The sequence below is a fragment of the Dorea sp. AM58-8 genome, from assembly GCF_003464045.1.
GTDB lineage: Bacteria > Bacillota > Clostridia > Lachnospirales > Lachnospiraceae > Claveliimonas > Claveliimonas ammoniilytica.
This window is the reverse complement of the sequence record NZ_QSDM01000009.1, coordinates 41,290-57,349: the sequence shown is the minus strand read 5'-3', so window position 1 is coordinate 57,349 and position 16,060 is coordinate 41,290. Positions and strand designations below refer to the sequence as shown.

General features: G+C 45.0%; 13 protein-coding genes. 1 reads left to right on the top strand and 12 read right to left on the bottom strand.

All coding sequences use genetic code 11. From position 1 onward, the window contains the following. The first annotated feature begins 92 nt into the window (after positions 1-92). Positions 93-827, top strand: a complete 735-nt coding sequence (truA, locus tag DXA18_RS08285) for a tRNA pseudouridine(38-40) synthase TruA (protein ID WP_118383505.1) — start codon at positions 93-95, stop codon at positions 825-827. 90 nt (positions 828-917) lie between these two features. On the opposite strand, the gene DXA18_RS08280 is transcribed toward truA, so the two are convergent. The 12 genes from DXA18_RS08280 to DXA18_RS08225 all read right to left on the bottom strand — a co-directional run bounded on the left by DXA18_RS08280 (position 918) and on the right by DXA18_RS08225 (position 15,970). Beyond that, positions 918-2,114 carry an NADP-dependent isocitrate dehydrogenase gene (locus tag DXA18_RS08280; protein ID WP_118383504.1) on the bottom strand — a complete coding sequence of 399 codons (1,197 nt, stop codon included), beginning with the start codon at positions 2,112-2,114 and terminating at the stop codon, positions 918-920. 28 nt (positions 2,115-2,142) lie between these two features. Then, positions 2,143-2,796 carry a GntR family transcriptional regulator gene (locus tag DXA18_RS08275; protein ID WP_118383563.1) on the bottom strand — a complete coding sequence of 218 codons (654 nt, stop codon included), beginning with the start codon at positions 2,794-2,796 and terminating at the stop codon, positions 2,143-2,145. Positions 2,797-2,814: 18 nt separating this feature from the next. Continuing rightward, positions 2,815-4,206 carry a 2-isopropylmalate synthase gene (locus DXA18_RS08270; RefSeq protein WP_118383503.1) on the bottom strand — a complete coding sequence of 464 codons (1,392 nt, stop codon included), beginning with the start codon at positions 4,204-4,206 and terminating at the stop codon, positions 2,815-2,817. 327 nt (positions 4,207-4,533) lie between these two features. Next, the gene (ilvA, locus tag DXA18_RS08265; RefSeq protein ID WP_118383502.1) at positions 4,534-5,745 is read right to left on the bottom strand and encodes a threonine ammonia-lyase; all 1,212 of its coding nucleotides are present in this window, start codon (positions 5,743-5,745) and stop codon (positions 4,534-4,536) included. A 62-nt stretch (positions 5,746-5,807) separates the two neighbouring features. Further along, the gene (gene ftsY, locus DXA18_RS08260; protein WP_118383501.1) at positions 5,808-6,755 is read right to left on the bottom strand and encodes a signal recognition particle-docking protein FtsY; all 948 of its coding nucleotides are present in this window, start codon (positions 6,753-6,755) and stop codon (positions 5,808-5,810) included. Positions 6,756-6,771: 16 nt separating this feature from the next. Continuing rightward, a complete protein-coding gene (gene smc / locus DXA18_RS08255; RefSeq protein ID WP_118383500.1) occupies positions 6,772-10,332 on the bottom strand; it encodes a chromosome segregation protein SMC in 3,561 nt (1,186 codons plus the stop codon). 7 nt (positions 10,333-10,339) lie between these two features. Continuing rightward, positions 10,340-11,035 carry a ribonuclease III gene (gene rnc / locus DXA18_RS08250; protein ID WP_118383499.1) on the bottom strand — a complete coding sequence of 232 codons (696 nt, stop codon included), beginning with the start codon at positions 11,033-11,035 and terminating at the stop codon, positions 10,340-10,342. Positions 11,036-11,086: 51 nt separating this feature from the next. After that, positions 11,087-11,317 carry an acyl carrier protein gene (gene acpP / locus DXA18_RS08245; RefSeq protein ID WP_118383498.1) on the bottom strand — a complete coding sequence of 77 codons (231 nt, stop codon included), beginning with the start codon at positions 11,315-11,317 and terminating at the stop codon, positions 11,087-11,089. Between the two features lie 29 nt (positions 11,318-11,346). Further along, the gene (plsX, locus tag DXA18_RS08240) at positions 11,347-12,369 is read right to left on the bottom strand and encodes a phosphate acyltransferase PlsX (protein WP_118383497.1); all 1,023 of its coding nucleotides are present in this window, start codon (positions 12,367-12,369) and stop codon (positions 11,347-11,349) included. Between the two features lie 52 nt (positions 12,370-12,421). Continuing rightward, complete coding sequence (locus tag DXA18_RS08235; protein WP_118383496.1) at positions 12,422-14,713, bottom strand: xanthine dehydrogenase family protein molybdopterin-binding subunit; 2,292 nt, start codon at positions 14,711-14,713, stop codon at positions 12,422-12,424. Between the two features lies 1 nt (position 14,714). After that, positions 14,715-15,176 (bottom strand): (2Fe-2S)-binding protein, encoded by a 462-nt coding sequence (locus DXA18_RS08230; RefSeq protein ID WP_118383562.1) that lies wholly within the window; start codon positions 15,174-15,176, stop codon positions 14,715-14,717. Continuing rightward, on the bottom strand, positions 15,176-15,970 hold the full coding sequence (locus tag DXA18_RS08225; protein WP_118383495.1) for an FAD binding domain-containing protein: 795 nt from the start codon (positions 15,968-15,970) through the stop codon (positions 15,176-15,178). The genes DXA18_RS08230 and DXA18_RS08225 overlap by 1 nt, the downstream gene beginning before the upstream one ends. Positions 15,971-16,060: the final 90 nt, after the last annotated feature.

Below are 16,060 nucleotides of genomic sequence, written 5' to 3'. Positions count from 1 at the left end.
GTCTCTCGCTGGACATAAGAACGCTTTTTCTGCTATACTGTATGTGTTTTCAATATTGTTAATTATCACATTTTATAATAGAGGTGTCAATTATGCGAAATATACGTTTAACTATAGAATACGACGGCAGCCGTTATCAGGGTTGGTCACGTCTGGGTAAAAATGAATCCACCAATACCATTTCCAACAAGATTCTGGATGTAATCAAGAAGATGTCCGGTGAAGATGTGGAGCTTTTCTGCGGCATGCGTACCGAAGTTGGCGTCCACGCCTACGGACAGGTAGCAAATTTCAAGACATCATCCCGAATGGATCTTACAGAGATGCAGCGGTATCTGAACCGTTATCTTCCGATGGATATTGCTATTACTGATATTGAGGAAGTGCCGGAACGCTTTCATGCGCAACTTAATGCCAAGCGTAAGGTCTATGTGTATCGCATGATCACTGGCGCTGTACCAAGCGTATTTGACCGCAAGTATGCATACCACTGTTTCCGTCATCCAGATAAAGAACTGATGGATGAGGCAGCTGACCTTCTGATCGGCAAACACGACTTCCGCAATTTTACCTCTGCCGGTAAGTCCAAATCCACTGTAAAAGAGATTTATAATATCGAAATCTATGCAGACCCTGAAGAAATGCAGATTACCATTGAGGCCAATGATTTTCTCCACAATATGCAGAGACTGATCATAGGTACACTGATCGATATCGGTCTGGAGAAACGCCCAGTCAATGATATCCGCGCAATCTTTCGCGGCGAAGAATCTGCGTCACTTCCTTGTGATCCAAAGGGTATGTATCTGCAGGAGATTCAATACTAAAAAAACATCATACATAATTTCATACGCACAGCAAAAGGCAGGATACCTTAACGTCCTGCCTTTCTTACTCGATATCATGTTCATGGTATATTACAATCTTTTTGCAATCGCCTTAATAAAGTCTTCACTGTTCAATACTGTCGGATTCTCAAGTGAGGTGATCAGTGCCAGGTCTTTTGTCATTTCACCTGCCTCAATCGTATCAATTGTAGCCTTTTCCAGTTTATCTGCAAATGCCATGAGTTCTGCATTATCATCCAACTCACCGCGTTTTCTGAGTGCACCTGTCCATGCGAAGATTGTTGCTACAGAGTTGGTCGAAGTCTCTTCCCCTTTCAAATGCTTGTAATAATGTCTCTGTACCGTACCATGCGCTGCCTCATATTCATAATAACCATCCGGAGATACCAGTACAGAAGTCATCATTGCCAGGGAGCCAAATGCAGAAGATACCATATCGCTCATCACGTCTCCGTCATAATTCTTACATGCCCAGATGTATCCTCCTTCAGATTTCATCACTCTTGCCACTGCATCATCGATCAGTGTGTAAAAATACGTGATTCCTGCCTGCTCGAATTTGTCTTTGTACTCTGTATCGAACAGTTCCTGGAAAATGTCTTTGAATGTATGGTCATACTTCTTGGAGATCGTATCCTTGCTTGCAAACCACAGATCCTGCTTCGTATCTAATGCATAGTTAAAGCAACTTCTTGCAAAGCTCTCAATTGATGCGTTGATATTATGCATTCCCTGAAGGATGCCTTCTCCTGTAAAATTATGGATCAATTCTCTCGTCTCCGTACCGTCTTCTGCTGTATATACCAATTCTGCTTTTCCTGGTCCCGGTATCTTCATTTCGCTCGCGCGGTATACATCCCCATATGCATGTCTCGCAATAGTAATCGGCTTCTTCCAGGTGCGGACATACGGTTCGATACCTTTTACCTTGATTGGAGCACGAAATACGGTTCCGTCCAAAATCGCACGTATCGTTCCATTCGGGCTCTTCCACATTTCTTTCAGGTCATACTCCGTCATGCGGGCTGCATTTGGTGTGATCGTAGCACATTTCACTGCAACACCGTATTTCTTAGTCGCATTAGCTGCGTCAACGGTCACCTGGTCATTCGTCTCATTACGGTATTCCAGCCCCAGATCATAGTACTCTGTATTCAGATCAATATATGGCTCCAGAAGATTCTCCTTAATCAGCTTCCAGAGGATTCTTGTCATTTCGTCACCATCCATCTCTACGAGAGGGGTTGTCATCTTAATCTTTGCCATTATGATTCTCCTTTTCTGTCCTTCGATGTTATCCTTCGATGTGAAGATTCTCCATTACCTTCATAACATGTTCGTCCGCCAATTTTTCTGCAAGATCAGCATCCTTTGCTTTGATCGCATCCAGAATCGCACGGTGTTCTTCGATAGACTGCTCTGCACGGTCTGGTGCTCCAACAGACATCTGTCTGGTCATCTTGACATATTTATGAAAGTCCGTCAGCAGATGTTCCAGAATACGGCTGTTGGATGCCTCATACAGTACTTTGTGGAACTTGCTGTCAAGTTCTGATACCTGAATAGTCTTTACCTTACCATTACGCTTCAGATGAAATTCAGATAAAAGTAACGTCTCTTCCATATCTAAAATCTGCTGTTCCGTAATATTCTTGGTTGCCCATCTGGCACAGAGGCCTTCCAGTAGTGACCGAATCTTATAAATATCTTCTACATCTTTTCTGGAAATGGACGTCACATACGCGCCTTTATTCGGAACGATCGTTACCAGACCTTCCAGCTCCAACTGTCTGAGTGCCTCTCGCACCGGCGTCCGGCTTACGCCAAGCTTCTCTCCCAATGTGACTTCTCGTAGCTCTTCACCATCCTGATAGACCCCCGATAAAATTTCTTCTCTGATTTTTTGAAATACCTTTCCCCGCAGGGACTGATCCTGATATTCTTCCATCATTACATCTCTCCATAACTATATAATCGAAACGCCTAACTGGTCGCACGCTTCGTCAATAACTTCCAGCAGTTCTTCATCGGTCAGTACCGTAACACGTCCGCCCTCGTACTGTTCATCTACCCAGCTCTTTACCATAGCTACCAGTTCTGTATTCTTATCTACCTGTTTTTCCTCCGGCAAATGGAAATAGCTGTTGATCCAGTGAGCAATTCCTGCCAACCCAGATGTATTAGACACTGCTACCAGTGGTGCTCTGTTCAGGAACTTCTCTGTATCGAAGATGTTGTAAATCTCTTCATTCTTCAGCAGACCATCTGCATGAATACCTGCTCTTGTTACATTAAAGTTCTTACCAACGAACGGTGTTCTGGACGGAACACGGTAACCAATCTCTTTTTCATAATAATCAGCCAGTTCTGTGATTACGGTTGTATCCATGCCATCCAGTGTTCCCCGAAGCTGTGCATACTCGAATACCATTGCTTCCAGCGGTGTATTACCGGTACGCTCTCCGATACCGAAAAGCGAACAGTTCACGCCACTTGCTCCGTAGAGCCATGCTGTCGTTGAATTGCTAACTGCTTTATAGAAATCATTGTGACCATGGAACTCGATCAGTTCACTCGGCACACCCGCATGTACACGAAGACCATAGACAATACCAGGGATAGATCTCGGGATCACAGCTCCCGGATAGTTTACACCATAACCCATCGTATCACAGACACGGATCTTCACCGGAATCTGATACTCTTCCATCAACTTCATCAATTCCAGACAGAACGGAATCACAAACCCGTAAATGTCTGATCTGGTAATATCCTCCAAATGACATCTTGGACTTACTCCGGTCTCCAGACATTCTCTGATCACGGACAGATAATGATTCATACATTCTCTTCTGGTCATTTTCATTTTATAGAAAATATGATAATCAGAACAGCTTACCAGAATACCTGTCTCCGGCATACCAAGATCCTTTACCAGTTCAAAGTCTTTTTTGCTAGCTCTGATCCAGCTTGTTACTTCTGGAAATTTATATCCGCGCTCCATACATTTGTACACAGCGTCACGGTCCTTCTTACTGTACAGGAAGAACTCGCTCTGACGAATCTTACCATTCGGACCTCCAAGTTTATGAAAATAATCATAAATGTCTACGATCTGCTGAGTACTGTAAGGTGCTCTTGACTGCTGTCCATCGCGGAACGTAGTATCTGTAATCCAGATCTCATCCGGCATACAGTGTGGTACAATTCTGTCATTAAACGCAATCTTCGGAATTTCATCATAATGAAACAGATTCCTGAACACGTTTGGTGTATCCACATCTACCAATGGATACATATGCTCCTCTAGCTGCAGCAGATTAGAATGTTTATTTAAATATACTTTTCTGTTCTCCATGTGTCTTCACTCCTCATTAAGCATTCACCTTTGTATGAAACAATCTTGTATCATTGTATACATTAATACATGTTCTGTCAAGGTCGTTTAACGAACAATTTAGCACTTTGCCCTATTCAAGTCGAACGTCTGTGAGACTTGGCGCGTGATTCTGGTCAGCGAAGCTGACATATTCTTATCAGAATCACTGCGCATCCTCGCGGAGCGTTTATCTCAGTCGGAGATTAGACTCCCACTGAGATAAACAAAACGGCAGCACAGATTATTCTCTGTACTGCCACTTTTACCATACTATATTCACTGATACAGATATGTTAAGTTGTTATCCTATAATGTCGCATCAATCTCGTGCGGTTTCAGGCCTTCTTTTTCCAATGCCGCAAGTATTTCTTTCTTGTGCCCGGTTCCAAATGCTTCCATCGTAATCCGAAGCTCTACTGCCGCATGGCGGTTGGTAGATACGAACTGATTATGCTCCAGCTTGATTACATTACCTTTTGCTGCTGCAATGATAGATGCTACCCTGGCAAGCTCACCTGGCTTATCCGGAAGCTGTACTGCTACAGAGAAGATACGGTCTCTCTGGATCAGTCCAAGCTGTACGATAGAGGACATTGTGATCACATCCATATTACCACCACTGAGGATCGCAACTGCTTTCTTACCCTTCAGATCTAACTGTTTCAACGCTGCCACACTTAAGAGTCCGGAGTTCTCTACAACCATCTTATGGTTTTCTACCATATCAAGGAAAGCGGTTACCAGTTCATGATCTTCCACCAACAGAATATCATCTACATTCTCCTGTACATACGGCAGATTCTTATCGCCAACTTTCTTAACAGCAGTACCGTCTGCAATAGTGTCTGCACTGTCAAGTTCTACAGGTTCTCCGGCTTTTAACGCTGCTGTCATGCTGGCTGCATTTGCAGGCTCCACACCAATCACCTTAATCTTCGGATTCAGCATCTTAGCAAGCGTAGATACACCTGTGATCAGACCGCCACCACCGATTGGTGCCAGAATATAATCAACAGTCGGAAGTTCCTGAATAATCTCCATGGTAATGGATCCCTGTCCGGTAGCCACATCCAGATCATTAAATGGATGTACAAAGGTGTATCCTTCTTCTTCGGCAAGCTTCATAGCATATGCACACGCATCATCGTATACATCTCCATGCAAAATAACCTCTGCGCCATAGCTCTTGGTACGGTTAACCTTGATCAGTGGTGTGACTGTCGGCATTACCACGATTGCCTTGCAGCCGAATTTCTGTGCTGCATATGCCACGCCCTGCGCATGGTTTCCTGCAGATGCCGTGATCAGTCCGCGGTTTCTCTCTTCTTCTGTCAGGGTACTGATCTTATAGTAAGCACCACGCACCTTGTATGCACCTGTAAACTGCATATTTTCCGGCTTCAGATAAATCTTGCCTCCGGTCTGTTCACTCAGATATTCACTGTATAACAGCTTGGTAGGATTGGTTACCTTTTTGACCACCTCACTGGCCTCTTCAAACTTCTCTAATGTCAGCATAGTTTCCTCCTCGTTCATATGTCTGTTCCGCCATCTGTTCTGTATCTTATTATTTTAAATGTCTATTCCTCTCCACCATCTTCCTCTTCCGGGGTAAACAATGCTTTTACAAACTGATCCGGGTCAAATCTCTGCAGATCTTCCATCTTCTCGCCTACACCGATATATTTGACCGGAATACCAAGCTCAGCCTGTACCGCTACAGCAATACCTCCCTTAGCTGTTCCGTCCATCTTGGTAAGAATGATACCAGTAATGTCTGCAACTTCTTTAAATTCTTTTGCCTGCTGCAACGCATTCTGACCAGTCGTCGCATCCAGTACAACCAGCGTCTCGCGGCATGCTTCCGGATATTCACGGTCGATGATACGGTTCATCTTACGCAGCTCTTCCATCAGATTCTTTTTATTGTGCAGTCTTCCGGCAGTATCGCACAGCAGGATATCCGCATGTCTCGCTTTGGCTGCCGCTACCGCATCATATACAACTGCAGCCGGATCAGAGCCTTCCTGTCCTCCGATCAGTTCTGCATGTGCGCGGTCTGCCCATTCCTTTAACTGCTCACCTGCAGCAGCACGAAAAGTATCTGCAGCAGCCACGATAACACGCTTACCCTGTGCATGATACTGTCCTGCCAACTTACCGATCGTAGTCGTCTTACCGACACCGTTAACTCCGACTACCATAATTACCGGATTCATTTCCTCAAATTCATATTCTACCGCGCCTACGCTCATCTGATCTCTGATGCTTTCGATCAGCAGTTCACGGCAGTCTGCCGGATTCTTGATATGACGTTGTTTGACCTTTTCCTTCAGGTCATCCAGAATATCATAGGTCGCTGTCACACCAAGGTCTCCCATGATCATAACCTCTTCCAACTCTTCATAAAAATCATCGTCAATGGAAGAGAACCCGCCAAATACGCTGTCCATTCCGGATACGATATTATCTCTGGTCTTATTAAGTCCTTCTACCAGACGTCCAAAAAAACCTTTTTCTTCTGACATACTTTCCTCCTGTCAATTACTTATCTAATTCATCCTCCAGCAGACTTACGGATACCAGTGTGGACACACCTTTTTCCTGCATGGTGATTCCATACAGACGGTCTGCCGCTGTCATCGTACCTCGTCTGTGGGTAATTACAATAAACTGTGTATGCTCTGTCAGCTTATGGAGATACCGGGCGTATCTGGTGACATTAGAATCATCCAGCGCAGCCTCAATCTCATCCAACAGACAGAACGGTGATGGTTTCAGGTTCTGAATAGCAAATAACAACGAAATTGCCGTCAGTGCCTTTTCCCCACCGGAAAGCTGCATCATATTCTGCAGTTTCTTGCCCGGTGGCTGCGCAATGATACGGATACCCGCTTCCAGAATATCCTCATCCTCCATCAGTTCCAGCGTGCCCTTGCCGCCGCCAAAAAGTTCTTTAAATACAAGATCAAACTCCTTGGCAATCCGTGCAAACTGCTCGGTAAACTGTCTGCGCATCGCCTCATCCAATTCATCAATAATCTTCACCAGTGTTGCTTCTGCTTCCACCAGATCATCATGCTGACCTTTCAAAAAATCATATCGTTCGGACAGATTCTTGAAATCTTCAATAGCATTGACATTCACCGGTCCCAGTGCTTTGATCTCACTTTTCAGTGTCTGAATCTCTTTCTTCATCATCGCCAGATCTGTCAGATTCTCGTTGCGCAGTTCCAGAGCATGGCTATAAGTCAGCTCATACTCTTCCCACATATAATTGATCTGCTTGTCAGCAGCCTCTTCATAACTTTCCTTACGGCTTTCCAGACGGAAAATTTCTTTATCCAGATCTGACATACGTCCGGACAGATCCTCGCGTTTCTTTAGAAAAGACTTGTGACGTCTGTTCAATTCTTCGCGTTCATGAACTGATTTCTCAATCTCTGCTTCAATCTCAGCGAAAAGATCTTTGGAATCTTCAATGGTGAGTCTGATATCCTGAATCTTTTTCTCTTTCTCACGTATCTCCTGTGATGCATGATCTTGATTATTCACCAGACTTTCCTGTTCTTCCTTAAATTTGACCAGTTCTTCTTCTATACGTGCAGTATTCTCTCTGATAAAGGCTAACTGCTGTTCCAGACCGGCAGTGGCAATATGAAGACTCTCTGTCTCCTTCTGTTTGCTGCTCTCCTGTTTGCGAAGTTCTTCCAGTGCTTTCTGCCCCTCAGAAGCCTTGCGGTTAATCTCCTGCTCCATCTGTTCAGAATCTTGTAACTCCTGTGCAATAGCTCCCTGATTATCTCCGATATCTGCAATCTGCTGATTCAGTTCAGCCGTCTCATCCTTTGCCTGCTTAGCTGCCTGCAATGCCGCCGAGATCCGTTTGGATGCCTGATCCACATTCATCTTAGCTGTATTCTGAACAACATAAGCTTCCTGCAATTCTTTCTGTACTTCATCCATAGCCGTATAACAGGCAGTTCTTCTGGCGCGGAGTGCTTCCGTCTCCAGTTCCAGCAGCTCCATGCCTTCTTTCCAGTGTGCTACACGTTTCTCAAGATCTTCAATCTCACGCCTGCGGCTTAGCAGGTTACTGGAATTACGAAATGCTCCACCAGTCATAGATCCGCCCGGATTCAACAGATCTCCTTCCAGTGTGACCAGACGCAGGGACTGCTTATACTTTCTTGCAATCGCAATCCCACGGTCAATATTGTCTACAACCACTGTTCTTCCAAGAAGGCTTGCTGCAAGCTCCCGGTACTTTGGATCTACCTTTACCAACGTATCTGCAAGTCCGATGACACCAGTTTCTTTTAATATCTCCGGACGGTTCAGACCGCCTCTTGCTGACACGCTGGTCAATGGCAGAAATGTCGCACGTCCATATTTATTCTTTTTCAGAAATCCGATCATTCGTTTAGCCGTGTCTTCATTATCTGTAACAATATTCTGGATACTTCCGCCAAGTGCTGTCTCGATCGCCGCTTCGTAAGCCTTTTCCACCTTTACGATATCCGCCACAACGCCAAGAAGACCCGGTTCTCTGTTACGGCACTCCATAACCTTACGGATACTATTGCCATATCCGTCATAGCGTTCTGTGATATTGCGCAGAGATTCCAGTCTGGATCTGTCCCTGTGATATGAAGTCTGGCTATTACGCAGTTCTTCGGATTTACCCTGCATTTCCTTCTGGATCTCTGCGATCTCATCTTCATTCGCCTGATTGGATTCTGTCAGTTCAATGATCTTATCGGAAATCTCTTTCAGCTCCCGCTCATAAGACTGCAGATTCTCCTGTACAGAGCCTGCCTCGCTCTGAGAAGTCAGCAGTCTGCTCTGGATCTCTGCCTTACGCACCTGAATCTGCTCCAGCATCGTATCATAGCGCTGCCCCTTCGCCTGTGTAGAAGCACGGTTGTTGAGCAGCTCGATCATATCATTTTTCCAGGTTTCAATATCATCACCAAGCTTACCAATCTGGCTCTGTAATGCGGCAAGCTTTACTTTCGATTCCGTTTCCTTTTTCTGCTGCTCAGATAACTGTTCCTGCAGTCCTCTTTCCTCTTCCTGCAGATCCTGTTTCTGAGCCTGTCTGCTCTCTATCTCCTCGCGGATTGCATTAGAACGCTGAGCAAAATGTTCATCGCTCATCTGTGCACTGTTGATCTGCTCCTTTAACAAAGCGATCTGATTCTCCAGATTCTGTTTCAAAAGGCTTGTCTCATTCTTCTTGGACTTATAACTTTCAATGGACTCATCGATCTGTTCCATCTCTTCCTCAACAGCCTCATATTCGGTCTTCATATTGTCATAGTCCGCAGTATCCTTCTCAAGTTCACCCTTAGCAGTCTGAATCTTATTCTCCATATCACGAATCTGCTCTTTCAGGCGTTCGCTTTCCAGAAGGAACATATTGATATCAAAGGTCTTCAAAGACTCCTTCTTTTTCAGATATTCTCTCGCTGTCTCTGACTGTTTTTTCAGGGGTTCCCACTGCTTCTCAAGCTCACTCAGAATATCATTGACCCGGACCAGATTCTGCCTCTCATCTTCCAGCTTCTTCAATGACATATTCTTACGGCGTTTGAACTTCACAATACCCGCTGCTTCATCAAAGAGTTCTCTTCGTTCTTCCGGCTTACCGCTTAAGATACGGTCGATCTGTCCCTGGCCGATGATCGAATATCCCTCTTTACCGATACCGGTATCATAAAAAAGCTCATTCACATCCTTCAAACGGCAGGAATGACCGTTGATCAGATATTCGCTCTCACCGGAACGATACAACTTTCTCGCTACAGTCACTTCCTCGTAATCGACCGCGAGCTGATGATCAGAATTATCCAACGTGATTGCCACATAAGCGTAACTTAACGGCTTGCGGTTCTCTGTTCCGGAAAAGATAACGTCCTGCATGCTGCCGCCTCGAAGCTGCTTAACTCTCTGTTCGCCAAGAACCCATCGCACGGCATCGGCAACATTACTCTTACCACTTCCATTCGGACCTACGATGCCTGTAATACCGTTATGAAAATCAAATACGATTTTATTTGCAAACGATTTGAAGCCCTGTACTTCAATGCTTTTTAAATACATACAACACCTACTCTTTATCCATTTCACGCAGCATCAGAATTGTCTTGTATGCCGCATCCTGCTCTGCCGCTTTCTTTGTACGGCCGCAACCGATTCCGTATTCTTTCTTGCCGATAAATACAGATACTTTGAAGGACTTATTGTGATCCGGTCCTTCCTCACCTAACAGATGATACGTCATACTTTCCGAATACTTTGCCTGTACAATCTCCTGCAGGATAGTCTTGCTATCATAAAAGAGCTTTTTATTCTCCATGTCGTTAAGCACAAATTTGTGGATGAACTCTTTTGCATTAGCAAAACCACCATCGAGGTACACTGCCCCGATCAATGCTTCCAATGCATCGGATGTTACAGAATCTCTCTTTCTTCCTCCGGTTGCATCCTCGCCCTTGCCAAGTAACAGATACTCTCCCAGATCGATCTGTTTCGCACAATACGCCAGGCTCTTTTCGCACACCATAGCTGCACGGAGCTTCGTTAATTGCCCCTCCGGCATCTCTGTATGCTCGTGAAATAAGAAATCGCTGGATACGATCTCTAATACAGCATCTCCTAAAAATTCCAGACGTTCATTACATTCATATTTTGGCAGATGTTTTTCATTTACATAGGAACTGTGTGTCATGGCATTCTTTAACAAATGAAACTCATCAAAATGATACCCAATACGTTCCTCCAATAATCCAAGTTTTTTTCTCATAATCTCACTCCAAACAGAAAAAGCCCGCAAATGGGCTTTTTCCGACTTTCCCTAATTTGTAGCATTCTTAATCTGTTCTACAGCATCGCCTACTGTAACGATCTTCTCTGCTTCATCATTATCGATCTCAATATCAAAAGCGTCTTCAATGCCCATGATAATCTGAAATACATCCAGCGAGTCCGCACCCAGATCGTTTTCAAAAGAAGAATCTTCTTTAATCTCCTTCTCATCAATGTTCATTACATCCGCAATAATTTCACGTAATTTTTCAAATTCCATAGTTCTTTTACTCCTTTCTTGTAATTAATCTATTCATCGGAACGGCTTTCCGTTTGAATACATTCCATAATCTTGTCATTGATTTTTTGTTCCTTAAATGTAATACACTGAATAATGGAATTACATACTTCCTTCGCCTTTGCACTTCCATGTGTCTTAACCACCAGACCACGAAGTCCCAGAAGCGGTGCTCCGCCGTATTCTGTCGCATCAAATGCCTTCAGCGTCTCCTTCAGTGCCGGCTTCACGAGCAGGGCACCGAGTTTACTTCTTGTCGATGTCATCATACCGTCCTTGATCTTACTTACAAGCACTGCCCCCAGTCCTTCGTAAAGCTTCAGGATAATATTACCGGCAAATGCTTCTGATACGATCACATCTGCATCCCCGTAAGGGATATTTCTTGCTTCGATACTTCCGGTAAAATTAATATCGGTCTGTTCCTTGAGAAGCGGGAATGTCTCTTTAACTAACGCATTGCCCTTTTCTTCTTCTGCACCGATATTCACAATCGCTACCTTCGGGTTCTCTACACCTACCACATGTTCCATATAAATCGAACCCATCTTGGCAAACTGCACCAAATGAGACGGTCTTGCATCTACATTGGCTCCGCAGTCAATCAGCAGGGATACACCCTTCGCGGTTGGGATCAACGGTGCAAGCGGCGGACGTTCAATACCTTTGATACGTCCTACCAGCGTCTGCCCTCCGACCAGTATCGCCCCGGAGCTTCCTGCTGATACAAATGCATCTGCTTCGCCCTTCTTTACCAGCTTCATTCCGACTACGATGGATGAATCTTTCTTCTTGCGGATTGCATTCACCGGGGGTTCTGCCGTCTCGATAACTTCGGTTGCACCAACCACCTGAATTCGTTCTTTATCATAAGAATACTTACCAAGCTCTTCCCGGACAATCTCTTCTATACCAACTAAGAGCACGGTAACATTCTGTTCTTTATTTACTGCATCCACAGCACCTTTTACCATTTCTACAGGAGCATTGTCTCCTCCCATGGCATCCAGGGCTACTCTCGTCATTTCTGCCACTTTTCTTACCTCCCTGTGCTAGGATTAATTCTACTAAACATCAGGTAAAAAATCAATCATTTTTACCAAGTGCAATCTGTTCCGGAGTGATTGGCAGTTCTCTGTGCCATACTCCTGTTGCGCGATAAATAGCATGCGCAATAGCAGGTGCCGGTGTGTTGATTACAATCTCACCGATGGACTTGGCGCCGAATGGTCCGGTTGGTTCATAGCTGTGTTCAAATTCTACCTGCAGTTTTCCCATATCCAGTCTGGTCGGGAGCTTATACTGGGCAAAATTGCACTCCATTGGTCTGCCGATCCGGTTATAGGTCACATTTTCCATTAAGGTATGACCGATTCCCTGTACCAGTCCACCTTCAGTCTGGATTCTTGCAAGCGCAGGATTGATTGGGATACCACAGTCCACAACCGCCTTGTAATCCAGAATATCCACTCTGCCGGTCAGTTTGTCCAACTCGATCTCAACCATACCGACCATGTACGGCGGTGGTGATACCGGTGATGTATGCATGGCTGTAACTTCTGCACTTTCATCATTAAAGAGCTGCGATTTGGTTGCAATTTCTTCAACGCTGACTGACTGATCTGTTCCAAGCCGTTTTACCACATTTCCTTCAAACTGTACTTCTTCTTTCGAACAATTCATCAATCCGGCAGCGATCAGTTCCATCTTATCGATTAATTTCTCACAGGCTTTTACAACAGCACCGCCTGTAATATATGTTGTCGAAGAAGCATAGGAACCAGAATCATATGGGGATGCATCCGTATCTGCTCCAAATACTGCAATCTCATCTACAGAACAGTCCAGACACTCTGCCGCCATCTGCGCCAGTATCGTATCACAGCCTGTTCCCATATCCGCCGCACCGATCATCAGATTATAAGTTCCGTCATCACTGAGTCGGATTGTAGCTGAACCCACATCCAGGTTCGAGATACAGGAACCCTGCATTGCCATTGCCACACCAGCTGTACGGACTTTCCCATTCCCCATATCCCTTACCGGATACTTCTCTTCCCAGTTAAAAATCTGTCTACAGCGGTCCATACAGCGATCCAATGCACAGGCATTCGCCGTCTCTCCAAAATATGCAGGCATAAACATGCCTTCTTTTACCATGTTCTGATCACGAAGTACGGTCGGATCCATGTGCAGTTTTTCTGCCAGTTCATTCACTGCAGATTCCAGCGCAAAAATTCCCTGCGTTGCCCCATAACCCCGGTATGCACCCGCCGCCTGAAGATTCGTATATACAACATCATAATCGAAACGGTACGCTTCCAGTGAGCCGGTATACATCGGGATTGATTTATGTCCGGACAATCCAACCGTCGTCGGTCCATGTTCTCCATAGGCACCGGAATTAGACAATGTATAAATATCAATCGCACGAATCTTACCATTCTTATCTGCGCCCAGACGAAGCTTGATCTCCATCTCGTGTCGCGGCGATCCTGCGATCTGTGATTCTTCTCTTGTATAGATGATCTCGGACGGACGCCCTGTCTTCCAGGTAACAAATGCAGGATAGACATCACATACCGACGTCTGCTTCGCTCCGAAGCCACCACCAATACGAGGTTTCTCAACCCGGACTTTGCTCTTGGAAATGCCAAGTGCGCGTGCGATAATTCGTCTGGTGTGGAACACGATCTGCGTAGATGAAATCATATGAAGTCTTCCATAGCGGTCGATTTCTGCATAACTTCGGAATGTCTCCATCATTGCCTGATTGAAGGCTTTCGTGTGATATACATGATCAATGACCACGTCACAATCAGCCATCACGGCATCCACATCACCCTTAGAATCTCTTTCTGTGGCAACCAGATTCCGCTTATGGTCTCCACCCCATGGGCCATACTGCACCCATTCTTCCTCCGGATGCACCAGAATCTCGCTGTCTTTTGCTGTATGATAATCAAGCACCGCTTCCAGTATCTGATATTTTACCTTAATTAATTTCATTGCTTTCAATGCAGCTTTTTCTGTCTCCGCTGCAATGATCGCTACCGCGTCTCCGCTGAATCTGACATGACGGTCAAGAATCAGTCTGTCATACGGTGATGCCTCTGGATAGGTCTGTCCTGCATTCGTAAACCTCTGATCCGGCACATCCTCCCAGGTATAAATATCTACAACCCCAGGCACTTTTTTTGCAATGGCAGTATTAATCTCTTCCACAATTGCATTGGGATGCGGACTTCTTAAGATCTTGACAACCAGCGGATGATTATTCACCAGATCATCTGTGTAGACTGGCTTACCAAGCAAAAGCTGCATGGAGTCCTTTTTACGGACAGACTTGTTAATCGACTTATATTCTCTGTGTTCCATCCTATTTTTCCTCCTTACGGCTGTTCAAGAAACTTCTGATTCCTCTGAGTTGTCCTTCATATCCGGAACAGCGGCACAGATTACCTGCCAGAAATGCGCGGATCTCATCATCCGTCGGATCCGGATTCTCACGCAACAGCGCGATCGTATTCATCACGAATCCCGGATTACAGAATCCACACTGATCTGCGCCCTGATCTGCAATAAATCCTACAAATTCTTCTGCTTCTTCCTGCAGCCCCTCCAGTGTGTCCACACGATGTCCATCTGCTCTTGCTGCAAGTACGGAACAGGAAAGTACCGGAACTTCATCCATTAATACCGTACACAGGCCGCAGTTAGAGGATTCACATCCCCGCTTCACACTGTAGCAGCCATGCTCTCTCACAAAATCTAACAGTGCCATATCCGGTTCGATCTGATCCTGTATTTTCTTTCCATTCAATATAATCGTAATATCCATCATGCTCTCACACCCCCAAGTTCCATAACACCACGTCCGGTCAGTATTTTCACGAGGTGCGTCCGGTATTCGGCACTCCCTCTCATGTTACTTCCTGTCGTCACCTGTTCTGCTACGTATTCCGCAAATGCTTCTGCTTTTTTTTCTGTCACTTCACCATCCAGCAGATGTCTGTCATCATGAATACATACTGCCTTACCAGGTCTTGCTCCGATTACTGCCTTACAAACTCCGTCCATACGTGATACTCCGCAGGTAAGAATCGGGAAATCTGTCTTCTGCACACGCATTGCCTGATAACTGAATACTCCGGGTTTCTTTTTTACGATGACCCGCACCAGCAGATCTCTGTCATACTGCATCCTGGCAAATTGCTCCAGCGGAATCACACCGCCCTTATATAATTCTACATAGGTATCCAATGCCATAAATGCAGTCAGTACATCGGAGAACCCGAATCGTCCCCAGATACTTCCTCCTACAGTAGCAAGATTACGAAATTGTACACCGATAATATCTTTGACCGCTTTTGCAACAATGCCATCACAATAATTCTCAAAACTCTCATGCATCTGAAGCTGCCGCAGTGTTACCATTGCGCCGATAGAGAATTCCTCTTCATTTTCTTCTATCTTGTCAAGTCCCAGGTCACACAGATCAATAGCAACCGGAACATTGCCAGACTCCATTCTCGTCCAGAGCATACCTGCCAGGATTCGATTCTTCTTTTTCTGATTTAATGTATATGCTTCTTCAAGGCTTTGTGCCCGTACGTATTTCTGAATATTTATCACGGTGATTCCTCCTTATTTTTATCCAAGCATAATAACTTAATTTATTATAGCAACTGAACCTCATATTGACCAGAAAAAAAATCCCAGACA

What these genes read in the sequence shown, in the direction of transcription:
- truA (WP_118383505.1), top strand. Translation starts at nt 93, where the DNA reads ATGCGAAATATACGTTTAACTATAGAATACGACGGCAGCCGTTATCAG.
- DXA18_RS08280 (WP_118383504.1), bottom strand. Translation starts at nt 2,114, where the DNA reads ATGGCAAAGATTAAGATGACAACCCCTCTCGTAGAGATGGATGGTGAC.
- DXA18_RS08275 (WP_118383563.1), bottom strand. Translation starts at nt 2,796, where the DNA reads ATGGAAGAATATCAGGATCAGTCCCTGCGGGGAAAGGTATTTCAAAAA.
- DXA18_RS08270 (WP_118383503.1), bottom strand. Translation starts at nt 4,206, where the DNA reads ATGGAGAACAGAAAAGTATATTTAAATAAACATTCTAATCTGCTGCAG.
- ilvA (WP_118383502.1), bottom strand. Translation starts at nt 5,745, where the DNA reads ATGCTGACATTAGAGAAGTTTGAAGAGGCCAGTGAGGTGGTCAAAAAG.
- ftsY (WP_118383501.1), bottom strand. Translation starts at nt 6,755, where the DNA reads ATGTCAGAAGAAAAAGGTTTTTTTGGACGTCTGGTAGAAGGACTTAAT.
- smc (WP_118383500.1), bottom strand. Translation starts at nt 10,332, where the DNA reads ATGTATTTAAAAAGCATTGAAGTACAGGGCTTCAAATCGTTTGCAAAT.
- rnc (WP_118383499.1), bottom strand. Translation starts at nt 11,035, where the DNA reads ATGAGAAAAAAACTTGGATTATTGGAGGAACGTATTGGGTATCATTTT.
- acpP (WP_118383498.1), bottom strand. Translation starts at nt 11,317, where the DNA reads ATGGAATTTGAAAAATTACGTGAAATTATTGCGGATGTAATGAACATT.
- DXA18_RS08235 (WP_118383496.1), bottom strand. Translation starts at nt 14,713, where the DNA reads ATGGAACACAGAGAATATAAGTCGATTAACAAGTCTGTCCGTAAAAAG.
- DXA18_RS08230 (WP_118383562.1), bottom strand. Translation starts at nt 15,176, where the DNA reads ATGGATATTACGATTATATTGAATGGAAAGAAAATACAGGATCAGATC.